Origin of the sequence: Bacillus sp. G16 (assembly GCF_021282335.1) — a bacterium.
Taxonomy (GTDB): Bacteria; Bacillota; Bacilli; order Bacillales; family Bacillaceae; genus Bacillus; species Bacillus inaquosorum.
This window is the reverse complement of sequence record NZ_JAJSOZ010000008.1, coordinates 147,854-161,840: the sequence shown is the minus strand read 5'-3', so window position 1 is coordinate 161,840 and position 13,987 is coordinate 147,854. Positions and strand designations below refer to the sequence as shown.

Sequence of the window (13,987 nt, the reverse complement as noted above, 5' to 3'; positions counted from 1 at the left end):
GATCGTTTTAGTGATCTCTTGCCGCAATTAAATCACAAAGCTCAAATAAAAGATCTTTTTGAAGAGAGAGTCCGCCGATTAAACGCTTCGCCTCATTGATGTGAACATCCAATTTATGTTTGGCCCCTTCCAGTGAAAGAAGTGACGGGTAAGTCGATTTGTCGTTTGTTGTATCCGAGCCGACACGTTTGCCGATTTTCTCTTCACTGCCTTCTAAATCTAAAATATCGTCTCTGATTTGAAAACCGATTCCAATGTGACTGCTGAAGGTACGCAGCGTTTCAATGTCTTCCTCAGGCGCATCCGCCAAAATAGCACCGGCAATTACGCAAAAACCGAGGAGCTTGGCTGTTTTCCGTTCATGAATGGATTCGAGCTCTTCAAGCGTGACTTGGCGGTTTTCCGCTTCCATATCAGCTACTTGCCCTCCGACCATGCCTTCAGTGCCTGCCGCTGAAATCAGTTCATTCACAAGCCGAAGGCGCTTTTCTGCTGACACCTCGTCTGATACGTGGGAGGTGATCAGCTTAAAGCTTTCCGTAAGGAGCCCGTCACCCGCTAATACTGCTGTCGCTTCACCGAATACTTTATGGTTTGTCGGCTTCCCGCGGCGCAAATCGTCATCATCCATACAAGGAAGGTCATCATGAATTAACGAATATGTGTGAATCATTTCGACAGCACACCCAACTGGAATGCCGTCCTTTTCACTTTTCCCATAGGCGTTTAATACAGCCAGTACAATGAGAGGACGCAGCCGCTTTCCGCCAGCCTCAAGGGAATACAGCATAGACTTTTTTAATGAGTCCGGCATATCAAGCTTCTCTGTATAGACAGAAAGCTGATTTTCAATCGTTTTTTTCCGCTCCGCCAGAAAGCTCGTTAATTTATTTGTCACCTTCGTCTTCCTCCTGAACACTAAAAGGTGCCAGTTCGCCGTCTTCTTTTAAAATGAAATCCATTTGTTTTTCGACTTTTTGCAGCTTTTCGTGGCACATTTTTGAAAGAGCCATGCCTTCTTGGAAATAGTTAATCGCTTGCTCTAAAGGCACATCGCCCTCTTCAAGCTTTGACACAATGCTTTCAAGCCCTTTCATCGCTTCTTCAAATGTCATGTTTTCATTTTTTTTCACGTCTGTCATTTTTCTTCCCCTCTCTTTTCTAATACTTCACAGGTCAGCACGCCATCCTTCAGCTTGACCTCAACCTGGTCCTTCTCTTCTATCTGACTGACACTTTTAATGAGTTCGTCTTCTTTATAAGCCAAGCTGTATCCTCTTTCCATCACTTGAAGAGGACTTAACGCATTCAGCTTGCCAAGAACAGTTTGAAATTGGGAATGCAGCTGCTTCATTTGGATATTCATATTTTTTCTCAGCTGATTTGTTTGTTCCTCGTATCGTGTTCTCACTTGCTTCAGCTGTTCATGAGGATGCAGCGCCTCTAATCTGTACGTTTCACGCTCAAGCTGTCTGCTTTTTCGATCTAAAAGAGCGGTAAGCTGTGCTTGAAACTGTTGATAGGCAAGGTCAAACTGCTGCTCTTTTTGCGCATACAAACGCTTTGGAAAACGAAAGGCATACGAGGATTGCAGCGTTTGAATCCGCTCTTTTTTCTGGCCGAGATGCTGCTGCATCGCTCTTGTCATCCTGACTTCCGCTGTTTTTGTCCGTTCGATTAAATCAGTGGTATGCGGTACGGCAATCTCAGCTGCTCCTGTCGGCGTTGCGGCTCTGATATCAGCGACAAAATCACTGATCGTAAAGTCCGTCTCATGCCCGACTGCCGATATAATCGGAATGTTAGAAGCGAAGATCGCACGTGCTACAATTTCTTCATTAAATGCCCACAGTTCTTCAATCGAACCGCCGCCTCTCCCAACAATTAATACGTCGCAAACCTCTTTTTCATTTGCCTCTTCAATGCGCTGAACGATGGACCTGCTCGCATTTTCGCCTTGTACGAGCGCTGGAAGAACAATAACTTTTACAAGGGGATATCTTCTTTTTAGAGTTGTAATGACGTCTCTGACAGCGGCACCCGTTGGAGATGTCACAACCCCGATTGTGGCTGGAAATGCGGGGATTTGTTTTTTGTAGCGGTTATCAAATAAACCTTCTCCGGCAAGCTTCTTTTTTAGCTCTTCGTACGCTAAATAAAGCGCTCCGACCCCGTCAGGCTGCATTTCTTTGGCATATAATTGGTAGTTTCCGCTCGGTCCATATACGGAAATTCCGCCTCTGACCAGCACCTTCATGCCGTTTTCAGGTTTAAAAGGCAGACGCTCGCTCTGTCTCGCGAACATCACCGACTGCATTCTGGCATTTTCGTCTTTCAATGTGAAATAAATGTGGCCTCTTGTGTGTATTTTTACATTCGATAATTCGCCTTTAATCCAAATATTTTCAAGGTGAGGATCTACATCGAATTTTCGTTTTATATACTTTGTCAGCGCTGAGACAGTAACATACGCTGTTTCGCCCATGTCTCAAACTCCTCTCATAAGCATTCCTGCACCATAACTAAAGAAAACCCGCCCTGGCTTTAGGAGCCTGAAGAAGCGGGTATCGTGCTCATATTCACAGCGGGCAAAACGTCCCGCCTGTGAATATCTCCAATTATCTATGATAACGTACGTTTCGCAGATTTAACAGTATTATGCGCAAGCATCGTGATGGTCATCGGACCTACTCCGCCAGGAACCGGCGTGATGAAGGACGCTTTTTCCTTTGCCCCTTCAAATTCAACGTCTCCGCAAAGCTTTCCGCTTTCCAGACGGTTAACGCCGACGTCAATGACAACAGCGCCCTCTTTGATCTGGTCTGCACTGATGAAGTTAGCTCTGCCGACTGCCACCACTAGGATGTCCGCTTTTTTCGTATGTTCGGTAATATTTTCTGTTCTTGAATGACAGTAAGTAACCGTCGCGTTTTCATTTAATAAAAGCTGGCCGACAGGTTTGCCGACAATATTGCTTCGGCCGACTACAACAACCTCTTTACCGGAAAGGTCGATATTGGTTTTCTTCAAAAGCTCAACAATTCCATGAGGCGTACAAGGAAGAAACGTATCTTCGCCAAGGAGCATTTTCCCTACGTTTAATGGATGAAAACCGTCTACATCTTTATCAGGAGAGATACGTTCGATCACCGCTTTTTCAGAAATATGGTCTGGAAGCGGGAGCTGAACGAGAATGCCGTGAAACTCAGGGTCTTGATTGTATTGATCGATTATGGATAGCAGTTCAGCTTCTGTGAGGCTGCTGTCAAATTGATCGAGCTTGAAATTCATTCCCATTGTTTCAGCCGCTTTTTTCTTTCCTCGCACGTAAGAGTGAGAAGCAGGATCATCTCCAATCAAAATAACCGCCAGTCCAGGAGTGACGCCTTGCTTTTTAAGCTCTTCTACCTCTTTTGCCAATTGTTCGCGTTTTTCTCTAGCCGTTTCTTTTCCGTCGATGATTGTTGCAGTCATTTTCTTTCCTCCTATGATTGTTCAATATCAGATTTAATGTTAGAAAGAACCCCGTTTACAAACTTTGTCGCTTTGTCATCACCAAACCGTTTTGCCAGCTCAATCGCTTCGTTCATGGAGACATTCACCGGAATGTCTTCGACATATGCCATTTCGTATGCTGCCAGACGCAAAATCGCGCGGTCAACATTGGCAATTCGATCGAGCTTCCAATTCACCAGATGCTTGGAAATCATTTCATCCAGCTGGACTTGGTGTTCCAATACCCCGTGTACAAGCTGTTCAAAGAAAGGATCTGTTTTTTCTTCATCCAATGCGTGTTCAATGGCTTCATTTACTGCGATATCGCTGACATCAATTTGAAATAGTGCCTGCAAAGCTTTTTCTCTTGCTGTTCTTCTTTTCATTTTCTTTCTCCTTTGATCCTCTTTATCCGCTTGTCGTTAAGCCACAAAGAGATCATAACATATTTTTTTCGTATCCGCATATTGAAATCAAGGTTTTTTACCCTATTACCGAATATTTTCACACACCTTGATATGATCATTCGGATTTCACGTTCATGAAGAAACTCGGCTGCCTTGAGCCGGCTTTCTTCATGCTTTGAAATAAAGGGTAACGTGTAAAAAAACCAAAGGGCCGCCCTCCCCTTGGTTTTTTGTTAAGCCATTTACATTTCTTCGTCGATTTGGACTTCTTGGGCTTTTGTGTCAAATTGAATGCCGACGATGTGAATATTGATCTCGTTAATCGAAAGAGACGTCATATTTAATAAGGTTTGACGAATGTTTTCCTGAACGGACGCTGCAACTTTCGGAATCGAAACGCCGAATGTAACAACGCAGTATACATCGATCGTAATTCCGTCATCCGCCAGGTCGACTTTGACACCTTTGCCATGATTCACTTTACCGAAGCGCTCGACGACGCCTGTCGCAAAGTTTCCGCGCATTTCGGCAACACCGTCAACTTCTGAAGCTGCTATGCCGGCAATGACCTCAATGACTTCCGGTGCAATCTCAACCTTACCTAAATGCGTATCTTCTTGATCCATTTTAAGCAAGCTGTTGTCTTTCATTCAATTCACCTCCGTAAAAATTATGAGCCCATTACATCATATGTTTCTAAAAATTTCGTATTAAACTCTCCGCTAACAAATGTTTCGTGTTCAAGCAGTTTTAAGTGGAACGGGATTGTTGTCTCAATGCCTTCGATCACGAATTCGCTCAATGCGCGCTTCATTCGGGCAATCGCTTCATCTCTCGTTTTTCCATATGTGATCACTTTTGCAATCATGCTGTCATAGTACGGAGGGATGGAATAGCCCGGATACGCAGCTGAATCTACACGGACACCAAGACCGCCAGGAGGCAGGTACATTTTAATTTCACCAGGTGACGGCATGAAATTTTTACTTGGGTTTTCTGCGTTGATTCGGCATTCGATAGCCCAGCCTTCAAATTCGACATCTTCCTGCTTGAGACTCAGTTCCATTCCTGATGCAACTTTGATCTGTTCCTTAATCAGGTCGGTTCCCGTTACCATTTCTGTGACTGGGTGCTCTACCTGGATTCTCGTATTCATTTCCATGAAGTAGTAGCGCTGTTCTTTGTAGTCATAAATAAATTCAACAGTTCCCGCGCCTGTATAGCCAACTGCTGTTGCAGCCTTAACCGCTGCATCTCCCATCTGCTCCCTGATTTCTGAATCAAGCGCCGGAGACGGCGTTTCTTCCAAAAGCTTTTGCAGGCGTCTTTGAATCGAGCAGTCGCGTTCGCCCAAATGGATCGTATTTCCGTAGTTATCGGCAAGCACTTGGATCTCAACATGACGAAAATCTTCTATGTATTTTTCGATGTAAACACCTGGATTTCCGAATGCTGTTGCAGCTTCCTGCTGTGTAATCTTAATGCCTTTGACCAATTCCTCTTCGGTGCGGGCAACCCTGATTCCTTTTCCGCCTCCGCCTGCGGTGGCTTTTATAATTACAGGATACCCAATTTCATTAGCAAGCGAAACCGCTTCTTCCACATTTTCTATAATTCCTTGTGAACCCGGTACGATCGGTACGCCGGCCTGTTTCATCGTTTCCCGCGCAACATCTTTTGTTCCCATTTTTGAAATGGCGTCAGCGCTCGGACCGACAAACGTGACGTTAACTTCTTCACATAATTCCGCGAAATCAGCATTTTCAGCTAAAAATCCATATCCCGGATGAATGGCGTCCGTGCCTGTCAGCTTTGCAACACTCACTATATTTGTAACGTTTAAGTAGCTGTCTTTTGATGCTTTCGGTCCGATACAAAAAGCTTCATCGGCCATTTGAACATGAAGGGCATCTTTATCAGCTTCTGAATAAACAGCGACAGTCTCAATTCCGAGCTCTTTGCAGGCTCTGATGATTCTGACAGCAATTTCTCCTCGGTTGGCGATCAATAGCTTTTTAATCATGTTAAGTCTCCTTACTCTGCTTTTACAAGAAATAGAGGTTGTCCGTATTCGACCAGCTGGCCGTTTTCTACTAATACTTCAACGATTTCACCTTTTACTTCCGCTTCGATTTCGTTGAATAGCTTCATTGCTTCTACAATGCAGACAACTGTATTTTCATTTACTTTTGAACCAGCCGTTACATAAGGGCCCGCTTCCGGTGATGAAGATGCATAAAACGTTCCTACCATTGGCGAAGTGATTTTATGCAGATTTTCATCTTGCTTCGGTGCTTCTTGGGCAGGTGCCGGCGCTGCTTGCTGCGCTTGCGGCTGAACTGCCTGCGGAGCCTGAGCTTGTACAGGTGCTGCCGGCGCCTGCTGCATCACTTGAACAGTGCCTGCTTCATGTTTTTTCAGTTTTAAGGATACACCTTCATTTTCATATACGAATTCGTCAATTGTAGACTCGTCAATTGCTTTAATCAGCTCGTGGATTTCTTTAATATTTAACATTCAATCGCACTCCTATGTATGAAATTTCTTTTTTATAGGTTACTACTAAAAGTACATACTATGTTTATCTTACAGGAGCGGACTTTTGAATTCAACTCTAATATGATTGGCACGCAAAAAGCCCGCTGCTTAAGCGGGCGTGTTTTTCCTCTTTTTCACTTGGATGGCTCAAATGTGACAGCGACGTCTTTCATTGTTTTGATTTCTTTTGCCACAAGGTCTATGATGGCTGTCGCCTTCGATTTGGAGTGTTTGTCTGATTTGACAGTAATGTTGATTTTATCTCCTTCAGCATTGACGAGCGCGTCTTTGTAGCCTTGTGTTTTAATAAGGGTTTCCAGCTGTTTTTCTGTTCCTTCTACTTCACTGAGAGCCGTCATTTTATCATATGCTTCGCTCTTTTCCTTTGCTGTTGCATCATCGCTTGACACAATCGCATTCAGCTCTTCTCTTTCTTTGCTTCTGGCATCTTCTAAATCAAGACGGTACGTCGTAAACAGATCATCATCAGCTGTTTCAGTTACAACAGTTCCTTTTTCACTGGCTTCAGCGGATGTTTCCTTGTCTCCAGATGAATCTTTCGTGCCCTTTGTTCCATCTTCTTTTTCCGTTTCTGTTTCAGTTTCTGTACCGTTTTTTTCCTTCGTGTCTTGCTTGGCAGGCGCTTTTTCAGTTGCAACCTCTCCGCTGTCAGACGCGCTTTTTTCACTTTGCATTTGCACGGCATTTTTACTTTCCGGCGACATGATATAGTAGACGCTTAACACCACGACAAGACTGAGCATTGTTAATAGCCAAACGGTTTGTTTTTTAAGCATTTATGAATCCTCCTTTATTTTTTTAGGGGCAACCGCAACCCGGTGGCTTGGAACATCCAGGACCCGTGTCACCGCTTCAATAATGGTTTGTTTTATTTGAACGTTGTCCACTCCTTGAGCAACAACGAGTACACCGCGTATATCAGGCTTTTTCGTTTGGACGACGACGGGCGTTTCCTTATCGCCGTTTTTGATCATGACAATTTCTTCTTCTGACGTCTGGTCTGTAACGCTTCTTGTTCCGCCTTCTTTGTCTGTTTCTTCAGTGGTTGTATTTTTGTTTGATTTGTTTTTTTCGTATACTTTCAGCGACGTTGCATCAACATTCACGACAACAGAGACATCGTCCACACCTATGATCGTTTCAAGAATTTCTTTCAGCTGATTTTCGTATTCTTTTTCATAATCATCGATCGAGTGCTTAGGTTCATCAGATTTTGAGGCTTTAAACACTTCGGCTGTTTTCTCTTTGCTGTCTTTGGTATCTTGTGATGGTACTGCCGTTATCGTTTTGGCGTTTTCTGTTTTCTCAGGTGAAGAAAACAGCTGGCTGACAAGCATAAAGGAAACTCCGAGAACAAAAACGAACAGAAAGTAATGATATTTGGTCAGCTTCGGCTTTTCACCGTCCTTCGTTTGCCCCGGAAGAAACTGCTTTTTCAATACATTCCATAATCCGTTTTTATTCATTGCCGACACTCTCCCCGCCTTCCATATGAACCGTAATTTTCTCACTTCCGATTTCCCAAATGTCCGCAAGCTGTGACTGGATCTGTTTGGCTTCTTTTTGTTCGGCTGCTTCTTTCGTTACGTATGCATGATCTGTATCAATGTTGACCGGCGCGACCGTTTGGACCGTTTTTTCAGAAGACGGGGCCATATACACGCTGATTGTTTTAATATCCTCTTCTGAATCTACCTTTTCTCCTGCCGTGAGTTTGATGTTGTCTACTTTGTATTCATCATGACTGAATCTCTCCTCCGCTTTCTTTTTTAGTTGGACAGCCATTTCTTCTAAAATATATGCGCGCTGGGAAGCTTGTATTTCTATTTTTTTTGAATTGATTTGATTTTTTATGTCGGCAGACTCTGACTGCCCGTTTTTTGTGAGGTACTCAAAGATGACTGCAGGGTCTGTGTTGAAAAGCTTAAAAATCGGCGTGAGCATGACGACAATCAAGAGCAGGCTGACTACCATTTTTGCGTACTTTTGCATGCTGGAGCTCGGCAGCAGCATATCAATTACAATTGCAAATAGGATAAACAACACGATGGTGGTCAGCCATTCAGTTAAAAAACTCATCCGCCAGCCTCCTTTATTTCATCATCATCGTGAGGTTTCCGGCTGTGATTATGACGGTAAGGCTTAAAAAAAACATGAGAGATACAATGGCGAGAGCTGCAAAAATATAAATGACGCTTTTGCTGATGACATCGAGGCAAGTAATGACGGGCCCGCCTCCAAGCGGCTGAAGAATCGCGGCTGCCAGTTTATAAATAAAAGCGAGGGAAAGCACTTTGATTGCCGGAAAGGCCGCAATACAGATCAAAATAGCGACACCGAGAATCCCTACTGTATTTTTCAGCAATAAGGAAGCACTGATCACTGTATCTGTCGCGTCTGTAAACATCCGGCCAAGCACAGGAATAAAGTTTCCGGTTATAAATTTAGCCGTCCTGAGCGTAATGCCGTCTGTCACTGCAGCTGAGGCTCCCTGAACAGAGATGACGCCGAGAAAGATGGTGAGAAAGACGGCCAGTGCGCCGATGGCGATATTTCTAAGCAGGTTGGCCAGCTGCGTTACTTTGTATTGTTCGGTCATTGTACTGACAATGCTCAGAATCGCTGATAAGAAAATCAGCGGCATGACGATATTCTGAATCAAGAGACCGCTTGTATTCATCAGAAAGAGGATAACAGGATGAAAGAAGGCTGCAGATACAGCTCCGCCTGAGGAAGCCAAAAGCGCCAAGAGGAGCGGAATGAGCGCCAATATAAAGCTGGTCATCGTCTGAATGGCCTCTGTCGCATAATTGATTGCCACATGAAAACTGTTTAGCGCAAGGATAATCAACACCATGTACACAATTGAGTAAGCGACTTTGCTGACGGTGCTTTGCTGAAACGCATTTTGCAGAAGCTGCAGGATGACGCAAAATATCGTGAGCAAAATCAATGTGCCCAGCAGCTTTCCGTTGGCAAGCACTTCATGAAACAAATAAGAAAAAAGAGCTTTCAGCCATTCTTGCGGTGAAAATGATTTATCGCCGTTGATAAACTCCATTAAGCTGCCTTTTTGGCTTTCCGGCAGCAGTCCGCCGTACTCTGTCATAATGTCATTCCAAAATTCACCGATCTTGTCTGTTTCAAGCGAGTCCGCTGTCCTTTCCGCTAATTGTTCAGCCGTTTCAGCATGGTCTTCCGTTTGTTCGGCGTCACCGGCTGCTTGTACCATTTCTGCACGGCCTGCTATGAGCAGCACGGCCAGAAGCAAAGCCCATTGAAAACGCTTCAATCTACCGCCTCCTTTCGGTTATGACATAGAAGGTATAAGTCCGAGAATCGTTTCGATAATGACTGTTAAAATAGGCACAGCCATAACGAGAATTAAAATTTTCCCCGCCAATTCTATTTTCGAGGCGATGGCCCCTTGACCGGCATCCTTGGTGAGCTGCGCCCCGAATTCAGCAATATAGGCGATTCCGATAATCTTTAAAATGGTTTCAACATAAACCATGTTGACGTTTGCATTAATCGCGATTTTTTCTATCATTCGAATAATGTCGTAGATTTGATCTACTAAATAAAGAAAAATGGCACAGCCGGCAAACACGACGATTAAAAACGCAAAAGTCGGCTTTTGTTCTTTTACAATCAAAGAAAGGAAGGTGGCGATCAGCCCTAAACCTACAATTTGAACAATGTCAATCTGCAAGCCCCCCTATCCTTGGAATAAAAACACAGCTTTTATCTTTTTAAAAAGGTCATCTACGATCGTGGCGACCATAAATAAAATATAGATAAAACCTAACAGCGTCACCCATTGGGCATATTCTTTTTTGCCCATCTGATCCAAAATCGTGTGTAAAAAAGCAACCACGATTCCCACTCCGGCGATTTGAAATATGACATTCACGTCTACTCCCATTTTATTTTTGCTCCCCTCACGTTTACATCAATAGAAGAATGAGTAACAAGCCCGCTAAAAAGCCTAAACTTTTTATCATCTTTTCATTTTTTGCTTGTGCCTGCTCAGCATCCGCTTCAGAGGCTTCCAAGTGTGTCAGCGCCAGCTTGATGTGCTTTTGCTGCGAGATTCGATCATGAATCCCGAGCGTCTCACCAAATTGCTTCAGCACTTCATATTCGCTTTTTTTCAAAGACATGCTGTCCCACACTTTCTTTAAGCTTTGCTCCCACGCCGTTTTCGCGGAATCACTGCCCTTGTCCAGCTGATCACTAAACGTGATAAAAAGAGCCGAAACAGGCTGTGCCAGCTGCTTGGCAATCTGCTGTGAAGCGGTATGAAGCGGTGTATGGCCGTACATGATTTCTGCCTCGAGAGATTGGAGCGCCGCACGCAGCTGGCGGATTTGCCGCGGACGTTCTGTATAAATCTTCGCCATCTCAAAACCTGTCCATGTTGTCGCTACCACAATGAATACAGCGCCCAGCAGCTTCAGCATGTCTTCACGCCCATCGTCCCAGACAGCACATTTCCGTCTTTGTCATAAATCCGGCTTACTGTGCCCGGCCCCTTCGCTCTCGATAATTCCAAATAGCGGTCAAAGGCTCTTTCTTCCCACAAACGCTTCAATGAAGGCCGCTTCATCAGGTCGGATATGCTCCAGCCATGCGCCGAGACGATTACTGAAACACCGGCATGCAAGGCCTCAAGAAGTGCATCTGTATCTTCCACGCGCCCGATTTCATCGACAATGATCACCTCAGGGCTCATCGATCGAATCATCATCATCAGACCCTCAGCCTTTGGACAGGCGTCTAATACGTCAATCCTCTGTCCAAATTGATGCTGCGGAATGCCGCGCAGGCACCCGGCAATTTCTGACCGTTCATCGACGATTCCTGTCTTTACGGGCAACATGAGATTTTTCCCGGTGCTCGAGAGTCTCGCAAGATCCCGGAGAAGTGTTGTTTTGCCGGTTTGCGGCGGACCGATAATCAGCGTATTCAGCCAGCTGTCTTGATACAAGTATGGAAGCAGCGGCTCCGCAATCCCCAGCTTTTGCCGGGCAATTCGTATATTAAAAGATGTGATGTCACGGAGGCCTTTCACACCTCCGTTTTCCGTAATGACTCTGCCTGCCAGTCCGACTCTGTGGCCGCCTCTGATCGTGACATACCCTTTCTTCAGCTCTTCTTCGAGCGTATACATACTATAGTTGCTGAGCCGGCTAAGGATCAGATGGGCATCCTCGGCCGTGCCCGTATAGGACAAAAAAACAGGTTGTCCTTTTCGAATTAATTCAACAGGGCGGTTGACCCGAATTCTGACTTCTTCGATTTCCAGCCATTGATGTTCCGGTATTTCAGAAAGGGCGTTTTTCATGGATTCAGGGAGAACCTCAGCGATTTCATTCAACAGAGCCTCCTCCTTTCTACCGATTGGCTTCTTTAAAATGTATGATGTGAGGCAGACTTTATGACAAGCCTCTCTTTATTTATGAACACCCGCTAAAATCAAAACAACACCCGTAAAAATCAGTATCAGCTTTGCATACGACAGCTGCCCGGCAATTTGATAGATTCCGACAGTCATGGTAATGATAAATATCAGCGGACCGACAATAGCGAGAATGCTGTTAACCACAACCGCCTTCCGGACATCATTTGTCACAAGCATGATAATCGCTGCCGTCAGCTCAATCATTGAGGATAAAACTCGCAATCCGGCCATTGTTAAAACAGTAGAATTGATATTTCCAAGTAAAAATTTCATAGCACTCTCCCAACCTCCCATTTTTTTATATGATATGCTCTAGCTTGCAGAAGTAGTCTTGTCATTTTCGTATAAAAGAAAGATTCTGTTTTTGGGCAAAAAAAAAGCCTGCTCCCATTCGGGAACAGACTTCTTATTTCTTTCTACGCTCTTGAAACGTAAGAACCGTCTGATGTATTGACAACAAGTGTGTCGCCTTCATTCACAAAGAACGGCACGTTGACAACAAGGCCGGTTTCAGTTTTCGCAGGTTTTGTACCGCCTGACGCTGTATCACCTTTAATACCAGGTTCAGTCTCAACAACTTTCAGCTCAACTGTGTTTGGAAGTTCGATACCGAGCGTTTCATCTTGGTACATCATGATATGCACAGACATGTTTTCAAGCAGGTATTTTAATTCCTCTTCGATTTGAGCCTCGCCCAGTTCAAGCTGCTCATAAGAAGAAGTATCCATAAATACGTGCTGATCTCCGTTTGCATATAGGTATTGCATTGTTTTTGTTTCGATTTGCGCTTTTGCTACTTTTTCACCAGCGCGGAAAGTTTTTTCCTGAATCGCGCCCGTACGAAGGTTGCGGAGTTTAGAGCGGACAAACGCCGCGCCTTTACCAGGTTTTACGTGCTGGAAGTCAACGACGCGCCAAATGCCGCCGTCTACTTCGATTGTTAATCCTGTACGGAAATCGTTAACTGAAATCATGTTTAATGTCCTCCTATATTCCAATCACAAAATAATAAGTTCTTTTGGGGAATGGGTGATTGTCCGGTTGCCGTTTTCTGTAATCACGATGTCATCTTCTATGCGGACACCGCCTGTTTCTGGTATGTAAATGCCCGGCTCCACTGTGACCACCATGCCCGGTTCAAGGATAGCTGAAGATCTGACGGACAATCCCGGCGATTCATGAACTTCCATACCGAGCCCGTGCCCGGTTGAATGGCCGAAATATTCACCGTAGCCTTTTGCAGCAATGTGATCCCTTGTGAGGGCGTCAGCCTCTTTTCCTGTCATGCCCGGCTTAATATGTGCGACGCCGAGTGCCTGAGCATCAAATACGACCTGATAAATTTCCTTTAATCGATCACTGGGCTGACCGACAGCGACCGTACGGGTAATATCAGAACAGTATCCTTTATAATAAGCGCCAAAATCAAGTGTAACAAGGTCTCCGCTTTCAATCAGCTTGTCACTGGCCACACCGTGCGGAAGGCTTGACCGAAGGCCCGAGGCGACAATCATATCAAAAGAAGAGCTATCAGCTCCCTGGCTTCTCATATAAAACTCCAGCTCATTGGCAACAGCTATTTCAGAAATGCCGGGTTTCATAAACGTCAAGATATGTTTGAAGGCATCATCTGCAATCTTCGCAGCTTCCTCTAATATCTTAATCTCTTCACTAGACTTAATCAAGCGCAACTTTTCTACGGATTCAGCCACAGGCACTAATTCAGCCTCACTGATAACCGCGCTGTATGATGCGTATGTGCCGTATGTCATGCTGTTCTGCTCAAAGCCGAGACGCTTGATGCCGAACGCTTCAACCGTGTCGGCTGTAGTCTGAATCAAGCTGCCGCCATGCTCAATGATCTCAAAGCCCTTTACCTGAACCTTCGCCTGCTCTGTATAACGAAAATCGGTAATAAACGCTGCCCTGTCACCTGATATAACAGCCAGGCCAGCTGAACCTGTAAATCCTGTCATATAGCGTACATTTGTGCTGCTTGTAATCAGCATTCCGTCAATCCCCAGCTGTCCAAACAGGTTTCTTAATTTCTCTAGCTTCATCT

At 44.7% G+C, this 13,987-nt stretch carries 19 protein-coding genes; all 19 read right to left on the bottom strand.

The features are described 5' to 3' along the window. Positions 1–7: 7 nt before the first annotated feature. The 19 genes from LWH95_RS12775 to papA all read right to left on the bottom strand — a co-directional run bounded on the left by LWH95_RS12775 (position 8) and on the right by papA (position 13,985). Positions 8–898, bottom strand: coding sequence for a polyprenyl synthetase family protein (locus tag LWH95_RS12775; RefSeq protein ID WP_003236893.1), 891 nt, complete (start codon positions 896–898; stop codon positions 8–10). Next, positions 888–1,142: an exodeoxyribonuclease VII small subunit gene (locus tag LWH95_RS12770; RefSeq protein WP_003226409.1), complete on the bottom strand. Its 255-nt coding sequence runs from the start codon at positions 1,140–1,142 to the stop codon at positions 888–890. The genes LWH95_RS12775 and LWH95_RS12770 overlap by 11 nt, the downstream gene beginning before the upstream one ends. Next, positions 1,139–2,485, bottom strand: a complete 1,347-nt coding sequence (gene xseA, locus LWH95_RS12765) for an exodeoxyribonuclease VII large subunit (RefSeq protein ID WP_232919701.1) — start codon at positions 2,483–2,485, stop codon at positions 1,139–1,141. Before xseA ends, LWH95_RS12770 begins: the two co-directional genes overlap by 4 nt. 137 nt (positions 2,486–2,622) lie before the next feature. Beyond that, a complete protein-coding gene (gene folD / locus LWH95_RS12760) occupies positions 2,623–3,474 on the bottom strand; it encodes a bifunctional methylenetetrahydrofolate dehydrogenase/methenyltetrahydrofolate cyclohydrolase FolD (RefSeq protein ID WP_003226403.1) in 852 nt (283 codons plus the stop codon). An 11-nt stretch (positions 3,475–3,485) separates the two neighbouring features. After that, entirely contained in the window at positions 3,486–3,881 is a 396-nt protein-coding gene (gene nusB / locus LWH95_RS12755; RefSeq protein WP_003236895.1) for a transcription antitermination factor NusB, read from the bottom strand. A 263-nt stretch (positions 3,882–4,144) separates the two neighbouring features. Further along, complete coding sequence (yqhY, locus tag LWH95_RS12750) at positions 4,145–4,552, bottom strand: fatty acid biosynthesis protein YqhY (RefSeq protein ID WP_003236896.1); 408 nt, start codon at positions 4,550–4,552, stop codon at positions 4,145–4,147. Positions 4,553–4,572: 20 nt separating this feature from the next. Next, positions 4,573–5,925 (bottom strand): acetyl-CoA carboxylase biotin carboxylase subunit, encoded by a 1,353-nt coding sequence (accC, locus tag LWH95_RS12745; RefSeq protein WP_003236897.1) that lies wholly within the window; start codon positions 5,923–5,925, stop codon positions 4,573–4,575. An 11-nt stretch (positions 5,926–5,936) separates the two neighbouring features. Then, entirely contained in the window at positions 5,937–6,419 is a 483-nt protein-coding gene (accB, locus tag LWH95_RS12740) for an acetyl-CoA carboxylase biotin carboxyl carrier protein (protein WP_003236898.1), read from the bottom strand. A gap of 155 nt (positions 6,420–6,574) precedes the next feature. After that, positions 6,575–7,237 carry a stage III sporulation ratchet engulfment protein SpoIIIAH gene (gene spoIIIAH / locus LWH95_RS12735; protein WP_232919700.1) on the bottom strand — a complete coding sequence of 221 codons (663 nt, stop codon included), beginning with the start codon at positions 7,235–7,237 and terminating at the stop codon, positions 6,575–6,577. After that, the gene (gene spoIIIAG, locus LWH95_RS12730) at positions 7,238–7,927 is read right to left on the bottom strand and encodes a stage III sporulation protein AG (protein WP_003236900.1); all 690 of its coding nucleotides are present in this window, start codon (positions 7,925–7,927) and stop codon (positions 7,238–7,240) included. Then, on the bottom strand, positions 7,920–8,540 hold the full coding sequence (spoIIIAF, locus tag LWH95_RS12725; protein WP_003236901.1) for a stage III sporulation protein AF: 621 nt from the start codon (positions 8,538–8,540) through the stop codon (positions 7,920–7,922). Before spoIIIAF ends, spoIIIAG begins: the two co-directional genes overlap by 8 nt. A 13-nt stretch (positions 8,541–8,553) precedes the next feature. Then, positions 8,554–9,753, bottom strand: coding sequence for a stage III sporulation protein AE (gene spoIIIAE / locus LWH95_RS12720; RefSeq protein WP_003236902.1), 1,200 nt, complete (start codon positions 9,751–9,753; stop codon positions 8,554–8,556). Positions 9,754–9,771: 18 nt separating this feature from the next. After that, the gene (gene spoIIIAD / locus LWH95_RS12715) at positions 9,772–10,173 is read right to left on the bottom strand and encodes a stage III sporulation protein AD (protein ID WP_003230228.1); all 402 of its coding nucleotides are present in this window, start codon (positions 10,171–10,173) and stop codon (positions 9,772–9,774) included. Positions 10,174–10,179: 6 nt separating this feature from the next. Further along, the gene (spoIIIAC, locus tag LWH95_RS12710; RefSeq protein WP_003153142.1) at positions 10,180–10,386 is read right to left on the bottom strand and encodes a stage III sporulation protein AC; all 207 of its coding nucleotides are present in this window, start codon (positions 10,384–10,386) and stop codon (positions 10,180–10,182) included. Between the two features lie 22 nt (positions 10,387–10,408). Then, positions 10,409–10,924, bottom strand: a complete 516-nt coding sequence (gene spoIIIAB / locus LWH95_RS12705; RefSeq protein WP_003236904.1) for a stage III sporulation protein SpoIIIAB — start codon at positions 10,922–10,924, stop codon at positions 10,409–10,411. Next, positions 10,918–11,841, bottom strand: a complete 924-nt coding sequence (gene spoIIIAA / locus LWH95_RS12700) for a stage III sporulation protein AA (protein WP_060399006.1) — start codon at positions 11,839–11,841, stop codon at positions 10,918–10,920. The genes spoIIIAB and spoIIIAA overlap by 7 nt, the downstream gene beginning before the upstream one ends. A 75-nt stretch (positions 11,842–11,916) precedes the next feature. Next, positions 11,917–12,198: a YqhV family protein gene (locus LWH95_RS12695; protein WP_003226379.1), complete on the bottom strand. Its 282-nt coding sequence runs from the start codon at positions 12,196–12,198 to the stop codon at positions 11,917–11,919. A 143-nt stretch (positions 12,199–12,341) separates the two neighbouring features. Continuing rightward, positions 12,342–12,899, bottom strand: coding sequence for an elongation factor P (gene efp, locus LWH95_RS12690; protein WP_003236907.1), 558 nt, complete (start codon positions 12,897–12,899; stop codon positions 12,342–12,344). Between the two features lie 24 nt (positions 12,900–12,923). Then, entirely contained in the window at positions 12,924–13,985 is a 1,062-nt protein-coding gene (papA, locus tag LWH95_RS12685) for an aminopeptidase PapA (protein ID WP_019258873.1), read from the bottom strand. Positions 13,986–13,987 lie beyond the last annotated feature (2 nt).

Coding starts and splice junctions, on each gene's coding strand:
- LWH95_RS12770 (WP_003226409.1), bottom strand. CDS start 1,142: ATGACAGACGTGAAAAAAAATGAAAACATGACATTTGAAGAAGCGATG.
- xseA (WP_232919701.1), bottom strand. CDS start 2,485: ATGGGCGAAACAGCGTATGTTACTGTCTCAGCGCTGACAAAGTATATA.
- folD (WP_003226403.1), bottom strand. CDS start 3,474: ATGACTGCAACAATCATCGACGGAAAAGAAACGGCTAGAGAAAAACGC.
- nusB (WP_003236895.1), bottom strand. CDS start 3,881: ATGAAAAGAAGAACAGCAAGAGAAAAAGCTTTGCAGGCACTATTTCAA.
- yqhY (WP_003236896.1), bottom strand. CDS start 4,552: ATGAAAGACAACAGCTTGCTTAAAATGGATCAAGAAGATACGCATTTA.
- accC (WP_003236897.1), bottom strand. CDS start 5,925: ATGATTAAAAAGCTATTGATCGCCAACCGAGGAGAAATTGCTGTCAGA.
- accB (WP_003236898.1), bottom strand. CDS start 6,419: ATGTTAAATATTAAAGAAATCCACGAGCTGATTAAAGCAATTGACGAG.
- spoIIIAH (WP_232919700.1), bottom strand. CDS start 7,237: ATGCTTAAAAAACAAACCGTTTGGCTATTAACAATGCTCAGTCTTGTC.
- spoIIIAG (WP_003236900.1), bottom strand. CDS start 7,927: ATGAATAAAAACGGATTATGGAATGTATTGAAAAAGCAGTTTCTTCCG.
- spoIIIAF (WP_003236901.1), bottom strand. CDS start 8,540: ATGAGTTTTTTAACTGAATGGCTGACCACCATCGTGTTGTTTATCCTA.
- spoIIIAC (WP_003153142.1), bottom strand. CDS start 10,386: ATGGGAGTAGACGTGAATGTCATATTTCAAATCGCCGGAGTGGGAATC.
- spoIIIAB (WP_003236904.1), bottom strand. CDS start 10,924: ATGCTGAAGCTGCTGGGCGCTGTATTCATTGTGGTAGCGACAACATGG.
- LWH95_RS12695 (WP_003226379.1), bottom strand. CDS start 12,198: ATGAAATTTTTACTTGGAAATATCAATTCTACTGTTTTAACAATGGCC.
- efp (WP_003236907.1), bottom strand. CDS start 12,899: ATGATTTCAGTTAACGATTTCCGTACAGGATTAACAATCGAAGTAGAC.
- papA (WP_019258873.1), bottom strand. CDS start 13,985: ATGAAGCTAGAGAAATTAAGAAACCTGTTTGGACAGCTGGGGATTGAC.